The 18,253-nt window shown below is 30.1% G+C and carries 18 protein-coding genes and 1 tRNA gene; 8 read left to right on the top strand and 11 right to left on the bottom strand.

Annotated elements, in window-relative coordinates; translation table 11 throughout:
• The first annotated feature begins 4 nt into the window (after positions 1 to 4).
• Entirely contained in the window at positions 5 to 589 is a 585-nt protein-coding gene (hxlB, locus tag PXD04_RS13040; protein ID WP_323737307.1) for a 6-phospho-3-hexuloisomerase, read from the top strand.
• A gap of 27 nt (positions 590 to 616) precedes the next feature.
• Here the strand turns inward: hxlB and PXD04_RS13035 are convergent, their stop codons facing one another.
• The 6 genes from PXD04_RS13035 to PXD04_RS13010 are packed head-to-tail and all read right to left on the bottom strand — an operon-like array spanning position 617 to position 5,433.
• Positions 617 to 892 carry a DUF2097 domain-containing protein gene (locus tag PXD04_RS13035; protein ID WP_323737306.1) on the bottom strand — a complete coding sequence of 92 codons (276 nt, stop codon included), beginning with the start codon at positions 890 to 892 and terminating at the stop codon, positions 617 to 619.
• Positions 893 to 898: 6 nt separating this feature from the next.
• Complete coding sequence (locus tag PXD04_RS13030) at positions 899 to 1,687, bottom strand: formylmethanofuran dehydrogenase subunit C (RefSeq protein ID WP_323737305.1); 789 nt, start codon at positions 1,685 to 1,687, stop codon at positions 899 to 901.
• A complete protein-coding gene (locus PXD04_RS13025; RefSeq protein ID WP_323737304.1) occupies positions 1,674 to 3,413 on the bottom strand; it encodes a formylmethanofuran dehydrogenase subunit A in 1,740 nt (579 codons plus the stop codon). Before PXD04_RS13025 ends, PXD04_RS13030 begins: the two co-directional genes overlap by 14 nt.
• On the bottom strand, positions 3,413 to 4,750 hold the full coding sequence (locus tag PXD04_RS13020) for a formylmethanofuran dehydrogenase subunit B (RefSeq protein WP_323737303.1): 1,338 nt from the start codon (positions 4,748 to 4,750) through the stop codon (positions 3,413 to 3,415). The genes PXD04_RS13025 and PXD04_RS13020 overlap by 1 nt, the downstream gene beginning before the upstream one ends.
• 4 nt (positions 4,751 to 4,754) lie before the next feature.
• Positions 4,755 to 5,198 carry a molybdopterin dinucleotide binding domain-containing protein gene (locus PXD04_RS13015; RefSeq protein ID WP_323737302.1) on the bottom strand — a complete coding sequence of 148 codons (444 nt, stop codon included), beginning with the start codon at positions 5,196 to 5,198 and terminating at the stop codon, positions 4,755 to 4,757.
• A gap of 4 nt (positions 5,199 to 5,202) precedes the next feature.
• Positions 5,203 to 5,433 (bottom strand): ferredoxin family protein, encoded by a 231-nt coding sequence (locus PXD04_RS13010; RefSeq protein ID WP_323737301.1) that lies wholly within the window; start codon positions 5,431 to 5,433, stop codon positions 5,203 to 5,205.
• A 210-nt stretch (positions 5,434 to 5,643) separates the two neighbouring features.
• Here PXD04_RS13010 and PXD04_RS13005 point away from each other — a divergent pair, with 210 nt between their 5' ends.
• Positions 5,644 to 6,735 (top strand): formate--phosphoribosylaminoimidazolecarboxamide ligase, encoded by a 1,092-nt coding sequence (locus PXD04_RS13005; RefSeq protein ID WP_323737300.1) that lies wholly within the window; start codon positions 5,644 to 5,646, stop codon positions 6,733 to 6,735.
• A gap of 93 nt (positions 6,736 to 6,828) precedes the next feature.
• On the opposite strand, the gene PXD04_RS13000 is transcribed toward PXD04_RS13005, so the two are convergent.
• The 4 genes from PXD04_RS13000 to PXD04_RS12985 all read right to left on the bottom strand — a co-directional run bounded on the left by PXD04_RS13000 (position 6,829) and on the right by PXD04_RS12985 (position 11,696).
• Entirely contained in the window at positions 6,829 to 7,020 is a 192-nt protein-coding gene (locus tag PXD04_RS13000) for a 4Fe-4S binding protein (protein ID WP_323737299.1), read from the bottom strand.
• 266 nt (positions 7,021 to 7,286) lie between these two features.
• Positions 7,287 to 8,951, bottom strand: a complete 1,665-nt coding sequence (locus tag PXD04_RS12995; protein WP_323737298.1) for an NrpR regulatory domain-containing protein — start codon at positions 8,949 to 8,951, stop codon at positions 7,287 to 7,289.
• A gap of 406 nt (positions 8,952 to 9,357) precedes the next feature.
• The gene (glnA, locus tag PXD04_RS12990) at positions 9,358 to 10,695 is read right to left on the bottom strand and encodes a type I glutamate--ammonia ligase (RefSeq protein ID WP_323737297.1); all 1,338 of its coding nucleotides are present in this window, start codon (positions 10,693 to 10,695) and stop codon (positions 9,358 to 9,360) included.
• Positions 10,696 to 10,961: 266 nt separating this feature from the next.
• Complete coding sequence (locus PXD04_RS12985) at positions 10,962 to 11,696, bottom strand: HesA/MoeB/ThiF family protein (protein ID WP_323737296.1); 735 nt, start codon at positions 11,694 to 11,696, stop codon at positions 10,962 to 10,964.
• Positions 11,697 to 12,019: 323 nt separating this feature from the next.
• Between PXD04_RS12985 and PXD04_RS12980 the strand changes: the two genes are divergently transcribed.
• Positions 12,020 to 13,804: an IS1182 family transposase gene (locus tag PXD04_RS12980; RefSeq protein ID WP_323737295.1), complete on the top strand. Its 1,785-nt coding sequence runs from the start codon at positions 12,020 to 12,022 to the stop codon at positions 13,802 to 13,804.
• 161 nt (positions 13,805 to 13,965) lie between these two features.
• On the opposite strand, the gene PXD04_RS12975 is transcribed toward PXD04_RS12980, so the two are convergent.
• Positions 13,966 to 14,074 (bottom strand) — tRNA-Met (locus PXD04_RS12975).
• 162 nt (positions 14,075 to 14,236) lie between these two features.
• Between PXD04_RS12975 and thiC the strand changes: the two genes are divergently transcribed.
• From thiC to PXD04_RS12950, 5 genes are all read left to right on the top strand, one after another.
• Positions 14,237 to 15,517, top strand: a complete 1,281-nt coding sequence (gene thiC, locus PXD04_RS12970; RefSeq protein WP_323737294.1) for a phosphomethylpyrimidine synthase — start codon at positions 14,237 to 14,239, stop codon at positions 15,515 to 15,517.
• Positions 15,518 to 15,598: 81 nt separating this feature from the next.
• The gene (locus PXD04_RS12965) at positions 15,599 to 15,769 is read left to right on the top strand and encodes a preprotein translocase subunit Sec61beta (protein WP_323737293.1); all 171 of its coding nucleotides are present in this window, start codon (positions 15,599 to 15,601) and stop codon (positions 15,767 to 15,769) included.
• A gap of 306 nt (positions 15,770 to 16,075) precedes the next feature.
• Positions 16,076 to 17,416, top strand: coding sequence for a hypothetical protein (locus PXD04_RS12960; protein ID WP_323737292.1), 1,341 nt, complete (start codon positions 16,076 to 16,078; stop codon positions 17,414 to 17,416).
• A 16-nt stretch (positions 17,417 to 17,432) separates the two neighbouring features.
• Positions 17,433 to 17,837 carry a DUF126 domain-containing protein gene (locus PXD04_RS12955; protein ID WP_323737291.1) on the top strand — a complete coding sequence of 135 codons (405 nt, stop codon included), beginning with the start codon at positions 17,433 to 17,435 and terminating at the stop codon, positions 17,835 to 17,837.
• Between the two features lie 179 nt (positions 17,838 to 18,016).
• Positions 18,017 to 18,244: a heavy-metal-associated domain-containing protein gene (locus PXD04_RS12950; RefSeq protein WP_323737290.1), complete on the top strand. Its 228-nt coding sequence runs from the start codon at positions 18,017 to 18,019 to the stop codon at positions 18,242 to 18,244.
• Positions 18,245 to 18,253 lie beyond the last annotated feature (9 nt).

Below are 18,253 nucleotides of genomic sequence, written 5' to 3'. Positions count from 1 at the left end.
AAACATGATTTATGATGATGCACTAAATGATATAATTGAAAATGTTTCAAAAATCACAAAATCAGTTAGTTCAGAAGAAATAACTAAAATGACCAACATGATTTCAGAAGTTGACAATGTCTTTATTATGGGACTTGGACGTTCAGGTTTAGTTGCTAAAGCCTTCGGTATGAGATTAATGCACTTAGGACTAAACGTATACATTGTAGGAGAAACAATAACCCCTGCAATTACAGACAAAGATTGTTTAATTGCAATATCAGGTTCTGGTGAAACAAGTTATATAGTAAGTACTACAGGAATTGCAAAAAGTATAGGTGCAAAAATAATTGCAATCACCTCATACACAGACAGTACTTTAGCTAAAGAATCAGATCTTATTGTACAACTTCAGGGAAGAACCAAAATAGATGATGAACCAAACTATATTCGTCGTCAAATAAGTGGGCAACATCAAACATTATCCCCTATGGGAACTATCTTTGAAATTAGCGCATTAATATTTTTAGATTCAACAATTGCCCAAATGATGCATAACTTAGGACAGACAGAGGAAGATTTAAAAGCAAGACATACAGTACTTGAATAAACAAAATCTTCCAATTAAAACTTTTTTTTAATCTTCCAGAATTAATGTAACAGACTTATCTTTAAAAGTATAAACTATTTCTAATAACTCGTGTTTAACTTCATTAAAATCAATATCCACCCTTTGATTTAATAATTCACCCATTAATTGAATAGTAACTGTAGCATCATCATAAACGTGCACAATTTTTCCGGGAACAAACACTCTATTATATGAAATTTCAACTATAGCTCCTTCCTCAAAATTATTTACTACATATTCAGTTAACTGATTCTCTTTTAATATTATTGATTCAACTTTCATAATATCCTATTTTTTAAGCCATAACTGACCTTTACCTTTCACACTATTATCTCCAGAATATAATTCATATTTTCCAATAAAGTAATTTCCATTAATTTTAGGATTATGAATTATCTCCTGTAACTTGAATGATGGAAGAATTTTCTCTAGATTACCCTGAACTATAATAGTTCCTTTTTTCATTTGTCCACCCACCCATTGGTTAACATTGCCACCAATAGATATTAAACCACCAGACATGTGAACTCCTGCTAAAATATCACAATTTCCTTCAACAATTATTTCACCACCCATCATATACTCTGCTAACTGTTTTCCGGCATTACCCCTGACAACAATTTTTCCTCCAGACATTCCTCTCCAATCACCAGCATATGATGAGCCACAGAATTCTTTAACATCACCATTGATTTCCAATAGTCCCCCAGACATTTCTCGACCAGCATAACTTTCCGCATTACCATTTACTATAATATGACCTCCAGACATGAGAGCACCTACATGAAAATCAACATTACCATTTGCAACAATAATTCCAGAGGACATGTTATATCCAATTCGCTTTATCCTAGATAAATCACCGTCAATAATTATTTTACAATCATTAGAATTATCACAAGTTCCTTCCACTATTATATCAAAGAAGTCAGATAATTTTTTTTCCTTGTTTCCATAATAAACTATAACTGATTCAATTTCTTTTTCAGATTTATCATATATTAATTCCGGAAGAACATTATCAAATTCTATGGATATTTTTGTTGATACAGTCTTTTTCAGATTAATTATTTTCATTGGAGACACCACCATAATTAATATTCAATCTTGTTTCTGGTTTAATATAATGATCATTAACCCCATAATTTTCATATTTTATTGTATAATACTTGTTGAACTCCGGTTTTATTCTATTAATTAATTGTTCTTCTTCTTTTTCTAAACCATTAATATTACACCATATATGATTACTTTTAACTAATTTAACAATGTTTCCATCTTTAACCAATATTTCTCCATCTTTAATAGTATACATACTGTTTAATAATTTATTTTCAAGGGTTTCTGAATTGGATTTTAATGTTGGATCAAAATTATCTACATCAATATCATATACAGAAATATCTGCTTTAGCACCTACTCCCAAATGCCCTCTATCATTCAATCCAAGTATTTTTGCCGGACTTGCCCTTGTAATTATAGCTATATCATTCCAAGAATATTCTCTGTCATAAGTGCCCAGGTCTGTTCTTTTTGTTGCCCAATTATGGACTTCATTATCCAACATATCCTGTAATTTTTCTTGACTCATAATCCAGGAAATTATTTTAGGATACCTGATAAATGGTCCTGCATTAGGTGAATCAGTTGTTAACACTATTTTCCATGGATTTTTCACTCCCATGAAAAATTCTAAACCAACAGCCCATTGTAATACACTTACAGGAGCATGTTTGGAATATATTGATGGAATTAAGCCGGAAGAGGTTTCCACTTCTATGTCCTTATTAGCCCATTTAAGTCCGGTTAATCTGAATAAATCATATTCCATTGGTGCATCTGCTGTCATTGTAGTAGTTTCATCAAAAGTTATTTGTCCTATGTCACAGGTCAAGTGTTCATTCTTATTTATATAATTTATTAATTCTGTAGCACCAGAACTCACATCTCTCCATGATGTTCCTTTATAGGCGTGGAATTGGATATGTGTACAATGCATTACTTGATTTCTATCCACATTTTTATTCTTTTTTATGTCTTTCACACAATCAAATGTTTCTAATGTGGTTAGATAATTTCCTGGATGTCCTAAATCATTTGTATGTACATGAACTGAATGTGGAAGTCCCAATCGTTCATTGACTTTTGTTAGTGATGTTATTACTTCACGTCCAGTAACTCCCCAATGAGGTTCAGGATCATCTAGTCCGTCAACATTCTTTCCCCAACCCCATGCTTCACTTCCACAGGGGTTTACAATTTTTATACCATAACCCTTAGCTAGTTTTAACCATTTGGATATAAAGTATGTTAAATCATCCAACCTGTTCTCTTTCACATATTTTAGCATGAACCAATTGTTTCCGAATAATGTTAGTGTAGGAATATCCAAATTAGGAATACTGTTTATTTCTTCATGAGCATGTTTTGCTTCTAATGGGGGAACAGCTGCTTCTGTAACTGTAGTATAACCCATTTTTGTGTAACGATATCCTATTGTTGGACAAGTAGGTAATGAGAATCCTGCTTCAAAACCGGAAATATCATTTTTGGTTGCTGGTTTGATTCCTCGCCTAATATCTTCAGGCCGATATAATCTGCCTATAGACAATTTTGGACCTGCTATATGAGAATGTAAGTCTACTCCCCCTGGCATAACCAACTTACCAGTTATATCAAGTATTTTTGCATTATTTGATACCTTATCCACTATTTTATTGTCTTTGATGAATATGTCCATTTGTTCTCCATCAATATTATTTTTTGGATCATATACTATTCCATTTTTTAGAACATATTCCATTAGTTTTCATCCCCATTTTTTAGTGTTTCTACTCTTTTATATAATTCTGTTAAAATCCATTCATCTGAATGACAGTTTTCAGGTTTATCTATTACTTTTTTCATGAACAGTGGAATTGAATCCATACGATAAGCTGTTCCTTCTGTTTCCACGCCAACTCTAGTACTTGGCAGAACAATATCCGATAATTCCGTGTATGGTCCCCAATGCGTATCAATTTGTACTGTAGGAATTTGAGTTAAGTGTTGTATTGAATATCCTGGAAATTGAACACCAGGATCTGCTGAAATCGCCATGAAAAAATCAGGTTCCCTTCTATTTAATAAGTCAATAGTTGTTGTTTCACCCACCATAAATCTAGGATATCCTCTTGAAAAATCCACTCCATAAGGATACCCTGTTTCAGAGGTTAATGCAATATTAAATCCACTTACATTAAAGAATCCTCTCATAGGTAACATAGACCATTTAGAATATCTGTTTAAATCTTCTATTAATTGAATTAAAACATCCACATTTTTCTGTTTTGCTAGTGTCTGAGATACGCCTAATCCAAAAAATAATGCGCCATATTCTGCGTTTTTCATTATGTTTATTAACTTGTTTAATTGTTCCACTGGTACTCCTGCTATTTCATTTTCTTCTATTGTTTCTCCCCTAAGAATAGTTCTTAATGCATTGAATAATAAATAATCTTCATTCATATTGAATTGTATCCATTCATCAGATACTTTTGCAGTATTTGTAAATTTAGGATCCAATGTTATTACTGTCCGGTCATTTCTTCCATTTCTTCTGAAAAATCCCTCAGGAAATGTTGTGTACCTAGATAAATGTCTTGGATGATCATCCATCGGATTTGTTCCAACATATATTATTACATCTGCCCTGTTTTTTACTTCACCTAATGTCATCACAGGGTGTCCTACATTTTGAAATGCTTGAATTGTGGAACCATGACATATCGTTGATTGATTATCTATAACTGAGCCTGATAATTCTGCAATTTTTATTCCTTTCTTTATTGCTTCTACAGATGTTTCTCCCCACCCATATAATACAGGTCTTGTGCTTTCATATAATAATTTGGCTGTTTTATCTAATGCTTCATCCCATGTTGTTTCTTCAAGGAGTCCTTCTTCATTTCTTACCATAGGATTTAGTAATCTTTGATCTTGATCGTTTATTATTTTACTTGCGCCTATACGACATGCATGTCGAACTCCAACAATGTTATTATTTTTTAACAGATATGTTATGTCATCACAATTGTTTCCACAATAAGAACAAGAACAATTTTTTACTTCTTCATCATAATCGGTTATTGGTGTTTCCATGAATTTAATCCTCCTTTTTCTTATAAATTGGTTTATCCGATAAGTTTTCTGGACTTAAATTGTATTTGTTATATGTTTTATTCATTAATTGTGAAACTAATAAGACGTCTTCATCTGTTTTTGTTATAGATGCCGGTATACCCTTGTAAGTAGGGATGTTACAACAGTAAGTTTCGGGACTGATTACAATGTTTGCCCAAGGTCCTTTTGGTATAAAAATCATTCCTTCATGAGGAGAATCATGGGATTTATCCACAAATAATACAACTTCGCCCCAATCTGTCTGAACTTTGATTTTATCCCTTGGTTTTAGTGACATTTTTTCCATATCCTTTACATCCATAAAGGCTACTGCAGTAGATTGTCTATACTCATCTTTTAGTGTTGAACCTTTTTTCTCATAAAAAGCTTGTATGATACTTGTTCCTGTGTTTATTATTACTTCCATATTTTTATTCTCCATGATATATTGACTTAGTTGGACAAGTATTTGTACAGCTTCTACAGCCTATACATTTTTCGGGGTGAAACAATTTTATAATCCCATTTTCTACTAACATAATTACATCAGTTGTATCCGGACCATTTCCTCCAATTACCTCCGGACATATTTTCTGGTTTACTGGACACACTATTATACATGCACCACACCCCAAACAATGATCTTGATTTACCTTTAACATGTTAAACTCCTTACTAAATAATTAATTTGATTATGTCATTATTTTCAAACTTGAATATATTTATATAATTCAAATTTTTAGTATTTTTCTAGTTGTTTAAAAGCAGAAATTTTAATCATAAAATTAAATATAAATTACTATTTTAATAAGAATATACAAAAATATGAATATAAATTATCATTAATATTCATGATATATATGGTGTAAAAAATGGGAAAAGTAAAAAAAGAAGACATAAATAAAATACTTGAAGGATATGATAAAGAAAATATTACAATAGCTACACTTGGTAGTCACACAGCTTTACATATTCTTAGAGGAGCAAAACAAGAAGGATTCAGAACAGCAGTAGTATGTGAAAAAGGAAAAGAAGTACCATACCAAAGATTTGGAGTGGCTGATGAATTTATATTTGTCGATGAATATAAAGACATAGTAAATGAAGAAGTTCAAGAACAACTAAAAGCAATGAATGCTATTGTTGTACCTCATGGATCATTTGTTGCTTATGCTGGTTTAAGCAATGTTGAAGACAAATTCAATGTACCTATGTTTGGAAACCGTGACATCCTAAGATGGGAAGCAGAAAGAGATAAAGAAAGAAAAATGATTACCGAATCAGGTATCAGAATGCCAAATAAATACGAAAATCCTGAAGATATTGATAAAGCAGTTATGGTCAAATTCCCTGGGGCAAGAGGAGGACAAGGATACTTTATCTGCTCAAGTTATGATGAATTCCAAGAAAAAATTGATGAAATGAAATCAAGAGGATGGATAACTGATGAAGATGTTAAAGATGCACATATAGAAGAATATGTATGTGGAACAAACTTCTGTATTCATTATTTCTACTCTGCTTTAAAAGATGAAGTAGAAGTTCTAGGTATGGATAGTAGATATGAAACAAACATTGATGGAATTGTAAGAATTCCAGCCCAAGAACAAATTGAAGCAAATCTAAGTCCATCATATGTTGTTAGTGGAAACCATCCTGTTGTAATCAGAGAATCCTTATTACCACAAGTATTTGAAAACGGTGATAAACTCGTTGAAACAGCAAAAGAATTAGTTAAACCTGGTATGAACGGTCCATTTTGTCTACAATGCCTAGTAAATGATGATCGTGAAATTGTTATATTTGAAATGAGTGCTCGTATTGATGGTGGTACAAACACATTCATGAATGGTTCAGCTTACTCATACATCCAATTTGGTGAAGTTATGAGTATGGGTCGTAGAATTTCAAGAGAAATTAAAAACGCTATAAAAGATGATAAACTAGATGTTATAATAACATAAATCTTAATTAATCCCCTTAAATTCCCCTTTTTTTAAAAAAAAAAATGAATTAATAAAAATTAAAAATAGAATAAAAAAATATAAATATAAAACTTATGGTTTAGAAATAGCTTCTTTTGGACAATTCATAATGCACAGACCACATTCCGGACATGCATCCTCATTAACTACTGGTCTACCATCAACATTATCTAATGCATTTAATGCACATATTTCTATACATAATCCGTGTTCTGGACATGCATCTACTCCTTGACATATACTTGTATCAATAATTATTGCCATATTAAATCACTCTTATTTTATTTACCAAGTTATTCAAAACTTGATTAACCATATTAAATCACCAATTATACAAATAATAAGTTTTATTTTACTCCTTAAACAATACCTACCATTGTATAACTGTAACTCTATTAAAAAAAGTATTTAAATCAATTGATTTTTAGGAATACTTAAAAATTACTTGGAAAAATATAAAACAGCAATAAAGAGACAAAAACAATTAAAAATAATAACAAACTATGGAAAAATAAGAAATATAAAATGAATTATAACTCTTCAAAAGAAGAATAATCCATAATCCTTTCTATAGATTTTACATCAACAGGTATCCCCTCTTCTTTAATAGCAGCTATAGGATTTAAACCGCCAGGTACAACATAACCAAAATGATATTTTTCTATTTTTGCATTATACATATATTCATTAGTTTGACCAAGTTTAAGTACATCGAAACCAGATTTTTTTATAATATCCAAAATATCTTTACTTGCATCACGAGAAACATAAGGAACTGTATGCACACTTGCCAATATCTTACCATCATTAGATAAAGAACCATTTATATCATGCATATTTTTTTTGATAAAAATTTCATGAGGATCTACAGAAGAACCTTTATAAGATACAAGTTCTATAAAGCGTCTGTTCTTCTTATAAATATCAAGAATACCACTATAAACTGGATTAACATTAATTCCATAATTAGTTAAAATTCCATCAATAGTTAAACTACAAATAGTAGCTATACCTATTTTATCATCTTTTTCATCAACAAGAGCATAATTATTCCCCATACAGTATTCCTGTTTATTTTTATATAAATTATCCAATATTTCAATAGCATCATCCACAAATGTTTTTTCAATATAAGATATGTTTGAAATAACATTTCCGGTAAAAGATTCAATATCATAATCCACATTAGATATTAAATTATATATTTTATTTAAAACAAATGAAACATTCTGTTTAGATTTTTTAGAACATTTTTTTAGAGGTAATTTAACATTCTTATGAACTAATGACATTTGACTATATTCGGCAAAACTATCAGCAAGTTTGATATTTAAATCATAACCACTTTCCTGGGCAGCACATAAAGGAGCTACTCCACCTATAATCACTATTCCAATCATGTTTTCTGGAACTGGAATTCCCAATACAGATTTACCTGCTTCACCAACATGTATTACTCCACCAACACCTATTTTAGATAATTTATTAATGATTTTTATTGCATCATCACGTTTAGACGCTGGAATGATTCTGAAATTTGCGGGAATTACACCGGTTCCATCATTAGCAACATCCAATACTGACGTGTTATCATGACTTGTGAATGCTTCAAGAGGAGTGATAGATGTTTTTTCATAAGATATCTGTTCTATGAAATTAATAGGAGTATAATCTTCAACTTTTAATAATCCACCATATAATGGTTTAGTAACTATTCCATTTTTTTGGAAGACACCATCAATTGTTGTTCCACATACTGTTTCAATATAAGTTTCATTATTTTGTTCGTAAAAATTATATTTTTGACTTACTGCCAGCCCATTTTTAAAGAATTCATCTATAATATCTTTTGAATCAACTTCATTAATACTAGACAAATTTACTATAACTAATCCTTTTGAAGTATTGTAATCTAAGGATACATTATACATTTTTTCTTGAAAACGAGAATATGTGAAATCCACTTGATCATATATTAATCCTTTTTTAAGTTCATCTATTCCTTTAGATGTTATTTTTCGACCTTTATATCCAATTTTTTCTGTCAAACCTTTTTCATCAAGAATATGCATATGATATCTTACTGCTCTTTCCCCTAAAGAATATCCTCTATTATTTAATTCTTCAGAAATTACTTTAGCACCCAAAATTTCATTTTCATTGTATAATATTCTTAAAATTTCCATCATTTTCATATCGGTTTCTTGTTGTACTGTGATAGTATCACATCCTAATAGAATATTATTGTATTAGTCAATAAATAATAAATTATTTTTTTAATTCGTGGTTCCATATGTAGATAGAGTATGAATTGTTGCATTATTAATCAAAATTTTAAAGTATTCTCAGAGTCATTAATATTAAATAATTTTGTGTTAATTAAGTTTTATTCTAACAATCACTCGTAAAAAAAATTATAGATTAGATATTATTGAATCTTCACTTTTAAATGTTAGAATAATTAAGTTATATTTTAATATTTTATTTGTAACTATATTCATTTTATTTATTTTGAAATGTTTATTACAGTAGATAACATCTGTGAAAAGTGAACATTCCGTATATCAACAAATTGTTAAAAAAAAAAGGAAATAAATAAAATTATACATTTAAGTATCTGTCACGTTCATAATCAAATACTTGAACCCTATAATCATCCCATTCCTGACGTTTAATGTTATAAAACTGATTATAAACATAATCCCCTAATGCATTAATGACAACTTCATCTTTTTCCAATGAATGATAAGCTTCCCAAAGACTGGTAGGTAAAGTATCAATACCTTTTTCTAACAATTCTTCCGGAGTAAATTCAAATGCATTAAATTCTGTAGGTTCTCCAGGATCAATTTTATTATCCATACCATCCAATCCGGCTTCAAGCAATACTGCAAAGGCCAAATAAGGATTACATGAAGGATCCGGTGATCTGCACTCTATTCTTGTACCAAGACCTCTTGATGCCGGAATTCTTAAAAGAGTAGATCTATTCCTAAGTCCATATGCAATATAACAAGGAGCTTCATAACCCGGAACTAAACGTTTATATGAATTAACAGTAGGAGATAAAATAGCAGACAATGCTTTAGCATGTTTTAATAACCCACCAATGAAATAAAGAGCTTCCTGTGACAAACCAGTTTCTGTATTAGGGTCATAAAAAATATTTTTTCCATCCTTAAATAAACTCTGATTACAATGCATACCACTACCATTAACACCAAAGAAAGGTTTAGGCATAAATGTAACATCATATCCTAAATTACTTACCAAAGCTTTAATAGCCTGTTTGAAAGTAATTACTGCATCAGCAGTTTTCATTGCATCAGCAAATCTGAAATCGATTTCGTGTTGTCCTGGTGCAGCTTCATGATGACTAAGTTCAATATGAAAGTCCAATTTTTCTAATCCTAATACTATTTCTCTTCTCAAATCGGTTCCTTTATCCAGTGGTTCAACATCAAAGTAAAATGCATCATCTGAAGGCTTGAACTCTCCATTTTCATCACGTTCAATAATGAAAAATTCAGGTTCAGGACCCATATTAAATTGATATCCTCTTTCATCTGCTTTTTTCAAAGATTTTTTAAGAACTCCCCTCGGATCACCTTCAAAATTACTACCATCTGTATTGTAGATATCACAAATAAACCGGCCCGTTCCTTTATCTTCAGGCCTCCATGGTAATGTTGAAAAAGTATTAATGTCTGGCTTTAATGCTAAGTCACTGTCATTAATATCAACAAAACCGGGTACGGATGATCCATCAAATAATAACCCATCATTAATTATATCTTCGGCATCATCTGGTTTTTTAAGTGATACCGCCATACTTTTAGGAATACCATGAATATCAGAAAACTGTAATCTTAAAAATTTAGAGCCATATTCATCTATCTGTTTAATTATTTGGTCTATTTTGTCATCTCGTTCAGACATAAATATTCACCTTAATATTTTTATTAATGAAACTTTAATAAATTTTATAATTATCTTAGTATTAATTTTTTTTCATTTAATTGATTGTTTAAAAAAAATACTTTTGAAATTGTGTAGTTATTAGTCTAATTTTAAAGAATTTTTATAAAAAAAAATTAAAAACGGATTAAAATGTTAAATAGAAAGTTTAGTACTAATACTAGTCGCCTACACTCAAATAAATCTAAGTGTAAAATCATCAAAAAAAAATTTTTATAAAAGTAATATTAAAAATCAATTATCCTAAATGAAGAAATATCAAAAATATCCCATTGTAACACTTTAGGAGCTAAAACAATATTTTCCTTTCCTAATATGTATTTTATTGTTTCATTAACTTCTAAAGAACCAAAAATTGCAGGAGTTATTCCGAGAACTTGCGGTTTTTTAATGCTTAAACTTAACAAATAATCTTTAACTTGATCTAATTCATAACCTAATGATTTTAATTTAAATACTTCTTCATATGTAGGAGATTTCGGTTCAAAAACTGATAATTGACCTAATGTTTTATCAACAGCACTGTGTACAAAAGTCATTCCTTGTTTTTTTGCTTCTCTTGAAATCATTACTCTTGTATATACATTATCAACTGCATCAACTAATATTTCATTTCCTTTGAAAATCTCTGAAATATTGTGTTGATTTATTGTTAAATCATAAGCAGTAATGTTTACATTTGGATTTATTTTTTCTGCAGCTTCTTTTGTTACTTTTACTTTTGATTTGCCTATTGTTTCTAAATTACTTCTTAATTGTCTGTTTAAATTTGTTTTATCAAACACGTCTTGATCGATGATAGTTAATGTTTCGAAACCTGCACGAACAAATTGTTCTACTATTATGCCACCTAATCCACCAGTTCCTACTACAACAATAGGAGTTGTTCTTAATTTTTCTTGTTCTTCTTGTGTAAAAATTTCAATTTGTCTTGAAATCAAGTCTTCATACAATTTTGTCATGAAATATCTCCAATAGTTTAGATTTATTATATATATGTTTATAAGATATATTATATAACAATTGTTATAAAATGTAATAAAAAACATAAAAATACAAGCAACAATCACAAAAAGAGGGTGTGCGACAACTCTCAGACATAACTAATTTTTTTATAATTTAAATCTTTCTATTTTTATTATAATTCATTGATTTTAATTATTTTTTTATAAATTTTTCGTATTAATTTTTATTTTACTTATTAATTGTGTTTTTTAGGTATATTTATATATAAGGTTGTATAAATATATTATATAGAGAATTGAATTTAATGGTTTTGTTATTTATGGTTTTACAAGAAGATACTATTGGTCAGACATTTTTGTTACCTAAGGATATACGTACTATGATTCCTGATGATCATGTTTGTTTTTTTATTGAAAAACTTGTGAATTGTGTGGATTTTAGTGAGATTGATTTTCAGTATGTTGATACTCCTGGTCAGAAGGCTTATCATGCGGCCATGTTGGTTCGTATCATCATTTTGGGTACTATTTATTCTATTCATAGTAGTCGTAAGTTGGAACGTATTGTTCGTGAGAATATCGTGTTTATGTATTTGGCTGGATTTCAAACCCCTGTTTTCAGCACTATCGCAGCTTTTAAACGCGAACACAAGGAGATTATAGAAAAAATTTTTCTTGAAACAATCAATTATGGACATAACAAAAATTTAATTGATTTAGACAGCATTAGTATCGATGGAAGTAAAACACGAGCATATGCCAATAAATATAATAATTTAACCAATGAAGATGTACTAAAACTTTTACATATCATCCGTAAAGGCATTATTACTGATATGGAAGAAAATAAAGCATTAGAAAACCGAGAAAACAAAACAGTACAAAATACAAACAATACCAAAGAACAAATCAAAGAAGCACTACGAGAAGCACGTAATATCAAAGTTAAACCAGATGAAAAACCAAAAACAATAAAGAAAATAAAACACGAAGAATCACAAGATGAAGTGGATGAAGAACAACAAACATTAGATACTTACCGCAATAAACCGATGAAAAACAGTATGGAGCATGATGAGAGCAAATTTGACGAAGAAATGTATGAACTCATCGATGAAAATGATTTAAACTTCTGTGGAAAACAAATACTAAAACAAGCCATAGAACACCCAGAAACAGCATACAAACAAATAAAAAAACTAGAAAAATGCAAAACAGAACTAGAAAAGAGTGGTAAAAATACCGTTAATTATACAGATCCAGAAGCACGTAAAAGTCCCAACAAAGAAGGAATAACACAAACCGGATACAACGAACAAATAGTAGTAGACAACAAAAACGGACTAATAATAGCAGTAGACGTAACCACAGATGGAAACGACCAAAAACAACTAATACCAATGATAAACCAGACACAAACAAACCTACAAAACGCCCTAAACCTAACAAATGAAGAATCAGAACAAATAATGCAAAACATAGATATACTAGCCGATAACGGATACTACACCAACCAAACAGTACACGATATCTACGAAGAAGGAAAATACTCAATATTAATGCCAAATAGAGAACAAGCAGGCAAACAAAAAGATTGTCTAAGACGAAACAGCCAAAGAAAAACCAACAATAACAAAAAAGACGGATACGGAAAACACAACATGATAAAAGACGAAGAAAACTACGCATACATCTGTCCAGAAAACAAAATACTACCCGTTAAACAAGTTTACCCTGGAAAATACACGGACAGAATAATATATTACACCAGTGAATGCAGCAAATGCCCATCCAAAAAGATCTGCTTAACCAACAAGATGACAGGTAAAGTAATAACCGATTACACAAGCGATGCCAAAGAACTACTGGCTTATAAATTCGAAACACCAAACGGACAAGCACAATACAAGAAGAGAATGCCAATGGTCGAACCACGATTCGCATACAACAAATACACACTAAAATACAGACAATACCACCTACTAGGAGTAAACAACGCAAAAATGCAACAAACACTCATGGCCACAGCACAAAACATAGTAAAAATACATAACATAGAACAAAAAGAACTAACAAACAATAAAAAGACAATAAATCTAAATTAAAAAATAGAATATAAAATTAAAATTGAATATAAGTGCCCATAACAATTATCCTAAAACACAATAATTGTTGCACACTCTCAAAAATATAAAAAAAACAGTAAAAACCTAACTGATAAAAAAATATCAATTAGTTAGAATACTCATACCATAAATAGTATGAGTGCCGGGGGCGGGATTCGAACCCGCGACCTCACGGTATCCCAGGAAAAAGTCAGAGCTTTGCTTAATACCCTATGAGCCGTGCGCTCTAACCAGCTGAGCCACCCCGGCAGTGGCACATAACAATTTATGTGTAATATAATATATATACTTTACGGTAAAAAATGATAAAAGAATAAAATAAATAAGAAAATAAACAAAAAGAAAAAACAATAGATATGAAAAATAAAGAAAATAAAAATAAAAAAAAAACATATCAATAGGGGTTTCTAAATGACACAACTAGAAGAAGCAAAAAAGGGAAATATAACTCCTGAAATGAAATATGTAGCTAAACAAGAAGAAATAAGTGAAGAAAAATTACGAAAACTTATTGCTAAAGGACAAATAGTAATTCCAAAAAACAATAGAAACAACACCATACCAACAGGTATAGGAAAAAATTTACGTACAAAAATAAATGCTAACATAGGTTCCTCAACAGAAATGGAAGATATAGAAATAGAACTTGAAAAATTAGAAGTATTGATAAAATATGGTGCAGATGCTGTAATGGATTTAAGTACCGGCCCTAAATTACATGAAATAAGAAAAACAATAAGAGAACATACAAACATACCATTAGGAACAGTCCCAATTTACGAAGCAGGAGCCGATACAACCAATATCGGAAAAGCAATAGTTGAAATGGATGAAGACACAATCTTTAATACCATCACCAACCAAGCAAAAGAAGGCGTAGATTTTATAACAGTACACTGTGGAATTAATAAAGATTCAATAGAATCTGTAAAAGATTCAAAAAGACTGATGGGAATAGTAAGTAGAGGAGGAGCATTAACCGCTGCTTGGATAATGCACAACGAAAAAGAAAATCCATTATACAAAAATTTCGATTACCTGTTAGAGATATGTAAAGAATATGATGTTACACTATCCCTAGGAGATGGATTAAGACCAGGATGTATCCATGATGCAACAGACATAGCACAAATAAGAGAATTAACCACACTAGGAAAATTAGTGAAACGCTCAAAAGAAAATGACGTACAAGTAATGGTAGAAGGCCCAGGCCATGTACCTATCAAACAAATAAAAGCCAACATGCAAATACAAAAAACAATATGTGATAATGCACCATTCTACGTTCTAGGACCCCTAGTTACAGATATAGCCCCAGGTTACGACCATATAACTGCTGCCATAGGAGGAAGTATTGCAGGATCAAGTGGAGCAGACTTTTTATGTTATGTAACTCCCGCAGAACATCTTTGTATACCTACAGTAGAACATGTAAAACAAGGAGTAATAGCATCAAAAATAGCTGCAGAAGTAGCAGATGTTGCTAAAGAAATTCCAAGCACTATGAGAAAAGAAAAAGAAATGGCCATAGCACGAGAAAACTTTGATTGGAATAAACAGTTTGAATTAGCCATTGATGGAGAAACCGCCCGTGAATATTACGAAAGTGCAAAAACAAGTGACGATGAAATGTGTAGTATGTGTGGAGACTTTTGTGCAATAAAAATGGTTAAAGAATATGAGAAAAAATAACACAAAATTAATAATATAATAAAAGATATAATATACTATAAATATTCACAGAGGTAAGCAAAGACAATAGGAGGTAAACAAATGGCACGAAAAAATAAAAAAACATTACCTGCAAGTGGGGCAGGTATAGTCAGATACTTCGATGATGAAACTTCAGGAATAAAACTCTCTCCTAACCAAGTAATTATTGGAGCAGTAATCATTGCATTAATTTGTATCGCATTAAGATTTACAACATATGTAGGTTATTAACACCTTCAAACAAACTATTTTTTTAAAAATTTACTATAACACATCCCAATTTAGAAAGATTATTAAAGAAATTAAATCATAATTATTAATAATGAACAATATCTTTAATAAATGATACTTTACTTCTCATGGAAAAAAATTATAAGAAAATTAATTAACCATGATAACATATAATAAATTAAGTATAAAGTGTTTAATTATAAAAAAAGATGGAATTTTTATAAGAAAAAACTGAAAAACACTGAATTATTTATATTTTAGGATTAGTACAAGAGTTATATTGAAAAAATATGGAATGGGATAAAAATGAGTGAAAATAAAGCTAATTTTAGGGATGCAAACCCAGAAAATCAAAAACCACACAATATTTCTGGAAAAAATCCAAGATCAGTGCAAAACTTACATAAAGCACAGGTAAAACCAAAATCTCAAGATAAAGAGATAAAAATTGAAATTATTGAAAATGAAAAAAATGCATATAAAACTAAAACATCATACCTTGTTCAAAAAGCAAAAATGCAACTTAAAAGACGTGTAGCACCAGGAATTTCAGAAATTATTATCAGAAAAAATGAAGAAAAAAGAAAAAAAGAGGAAGCAAAAGCAGCAGCTGCAGCTCAAGCAAAAGCAAAAGAAGAAGCAGAAAAAGAAGCTGAACTAAAAGAAAAAGTTGAAAAAGAAATCGAAAAACAAGAACAAAAAATAGAAACACGTGCTGCACCTCAAGAAGATAATAAAACCGTGGAAGAAGTCGTGGAAAAACCAGAACCTGAAGAAGAAAAAGTGAACATTACTGAAAAAATTAAAGAAGATGCAAAAGAGGTTGTTTCTCAGGTAAAAGAAAAAGTAGAAGCTAAAATAGAAGAAAATAGTAATGAAAAGTCATTCACACAAACACTAAGAGAACAAGGACTAATACAAGCTCAAAAAATATCCGAAAAAATTGAAGAAACAAAACCAAAAGTAGAACAAGCAGTAAAAGAAACAAAAGAAAAAATCGGAACCAAAATAGAAGAAACAAAAACTACAAGTGACGGAAAATCATTCACACAAACACTAAGAGAACAAGGACTAATACAAGCTCAAAAAATATCCGAAAAAATTGAAGAAACAAAACCAAAAGTAGAACAAGCAGTAAAAGAAACAAAAGAAAAAGTTGAAACAAAAACCGAACAAACAGAAACAACAAGTGACGGAAAATCATTCACACAAACACTAAGAGAACAAGGACTAATACAAACAGAAACACAACCACAAGAAACACCAAAACAAGAACAAAAACAAACACCAAAAGAAACAAAAACCGAACAAACAGAAACAACAAGTGACGGAAAATCATTCACACAAACACTAAGAGAACAAGGACTAATACAAACAGAAACACAACCACAAGAAACACCAAAACAAGAACAAAAACAAACACCAAAAGAAACAAAAACCGAACAAACAAAAATTACAAATGACGGAAAATCATTCACACAAACACTAAGAGAACAAGGACTAATACAAACAGAAACACAACCACAAGAAACACCAAAACAAGAACAAAAACAAACACCAAAAGAAACAAAAACCGAACAAACAGAAACAACAAATGATGATGTAAAAACATTTATGGATTTAATACGTTCAGAAGGTTTATTATAAAGGGAGTATTCCAACCATGTCCGAACACATCAAATGTAGAATGATTTCAAAAGGAAAAGATACTGGTGAATTATTAGTTACAAAAGATCCTATTAGTTTTTTAGGAGGAGTTGATCCAAATACGGGATTAGTGATTGATAAAAAACATGAATTATATGATCAATGCATTACTGATAAGATATTAGTTATTCCTTCAGGTAAAGGATCTACTGTAGGTTCTTATGTAATTTATCAAATGGCTAAGAATAAAACTGCTCCTAAAGCAATTATTTGTCAGAATGCTGAGCCTATAATTGCTATTGGTGCAATAATATCTAAAATTCCTATGGTCGATAATCCAGAAGTTGATGTTACTACTTATTTAAAAACTGATGAAATTATTACTGTAGATGCGGATAACTCTTTAATTTCCTTAAATTAACTTTTTTTAATATATTTTTTTTATTTTATTAATTTATCCTGTTAACTCAATGTTTATTATTGTTTTGATGAAGAAATAAGATTATTTTATTTTTAGATAAATATTTATAAAACTTCCTAGTATAAATTTAGTATAGACTAAAAAAAATTTTTCAATAAAAAATAAAGGAGGAAGAACAAATGAGTGACAAAGAAGATACTTTTGTAGTTGAAGATATGCATTGTAATGCTTGTGTTAATACAATTACTAAAACATTAACTTCAAATGAAGCAGTAACAAATGTTGATGCAAATCTTGAAACCAAAGAAGTTAAAGTTAAATATGATGATGAAAAGTTTGATGTTGAAGAAATTTTAAGTTCTTTAGATACCATAGGTTTTCCTGCAACTATTAAAAAAAAACAATAAATGTAGCAG

The organism is Methanosphaera sp. ISO3-F5, from assembly GCF_034480035.2.
In the GTDB taxonomy this organism is placed as follows: domain Archaea; phylum Methanobacteriota; class Methanobacteria; order Methanobacteriales; family Methanobacteriaceae; genus Methanosphaera.
This window is presented reverse-complemented; position numbering and strand designations above follow the sequence as displayed.

Excerpts from the sequence above, each read along its gene's own strand:
- PXD04_RS13000 (WP_323737299.1), bottom strand. The coding sequence starts at position 7,020 with ATGGCAATAATTATTGATACAAGTATATGTCAAGGAGTAGATGCATGT.
- PXD04_RS13010 (WP_323737301.1), bottom strand. The coding sequence starts at position 5,433 with ATGTTAAAGGTAAATCAAGATCATTGTTTGGGGTGTGGTGCATGTATA.
- PXD04_RS12965 (WP_323737293.1), top strand. The coding sequence starts at position 15,599 with ATGGCACGAAAAAATAAAAAAACATTACCTGCAAGTGGGGCAGGTATA.
- PXD04_RS12955 (WP_323737291.1), top strand. The coding sequence starts at position 17,433 with ATGTCCGAACACATCAAATGTAGAATGATTTCAAAAGGAAAAGATACT.
- thiC (WP_323737294.1), top strand. The coding sequence starts at position 14,237 with ATGACACAACTAGAAGAAGCAAAAAAGGGAAATATAACTCCTGAAATG.
- PXD04_RS12985 (WP_323737296.1), bottom strand. The coding sequence starts at position 11,696 with ATGACAAAATTGTATGAAGACTTGATTTCAAGACAAATTGAAATTTTT.
- PXD04_RS12950 (WP_323737290.1), top strand. The coding sequence starts at position 18,017 with ATGAGTGACAAAGAAGATACTTTTGTAGTTGAAGATATGCATTGTAAT.
- PXD04_RS13030 (WP_323737305.1), bottom strand. The coding sequence starts at position 1,687 with ATGAAAATAATTAATCTGAAAAAGACTGTATCAACAAAAATATCCATA.
- glnA (WP_323737297.1), bottom strand. The coding sequence starts at position 10,695 with ATGTCTGAACGAGATGACAAAATAGACCAAATAATTAAACAGATAGAT.
- PXD04_RS13005 (WP_323737300.1), top strand. The coding sequence starts at position 5,644 with ATGGGAAAAGTAAAAAAAGAAGACATAAATAAAATACTTGAAGGATAT.
- PXD04_RS13035 (WP_323737306.1), bottom strand. The coding sequence starts at position 892 with ATGAAAGTTGAATCAATAATATTAAAAGAGAATCAGTTAACTGAATAT.
- PXD04_RS12995 (WP_323737298.1), bottom strand. The coding sequence starts at position 8,951 with ATGAAAATGATGGAAATTTTAAGAATATTATACAATGAAAATGAAATT.
- PXD04_RS13020 (WP_323737303.1), bottom strand. The coding sequence starts at position 4,750 with ATGGAAACACCAATAACCGATTATGATGAAGAAGTAAAAAATTGTTCT.
- PXD04_RS12980 (WP_323737295.1), top strand. The coding sequence starts at position 12,020 with ATGGTTTTACAAGAAGATACTATTGGTCAGACATTTTTGTTACCTAAG.
- PXD04_RS13025 (WP_323737304.1), bottom strand. The coding sequence starts at position 3,413 with ATGGAATATGTTCTAAAAAATGGAATAGTATATGATCCAAAAAATAAT.
- hxlB (WP_323737307.1), top strand. The coding sequence starts at position 5 with ATGATTTATGATGATGCACTAAATGATATAATTGAAAATGTTTCAAAA.
- PXD04_RS12960 (WP_323737292.1), top strand. The coding sequence starts at position 16,076 with ATGAGTGAAAATAAAGCTAATTTTAGGGATGCAAACCCAGAAAATCAA.
- PXD04_RS13015 (WP_323737302.1), bottom strand. The coding sequence starts at position 5,198 with ATGGAAGTAATAATAAACACAGGAACAAGTATCATACAAGCTTTTTAT.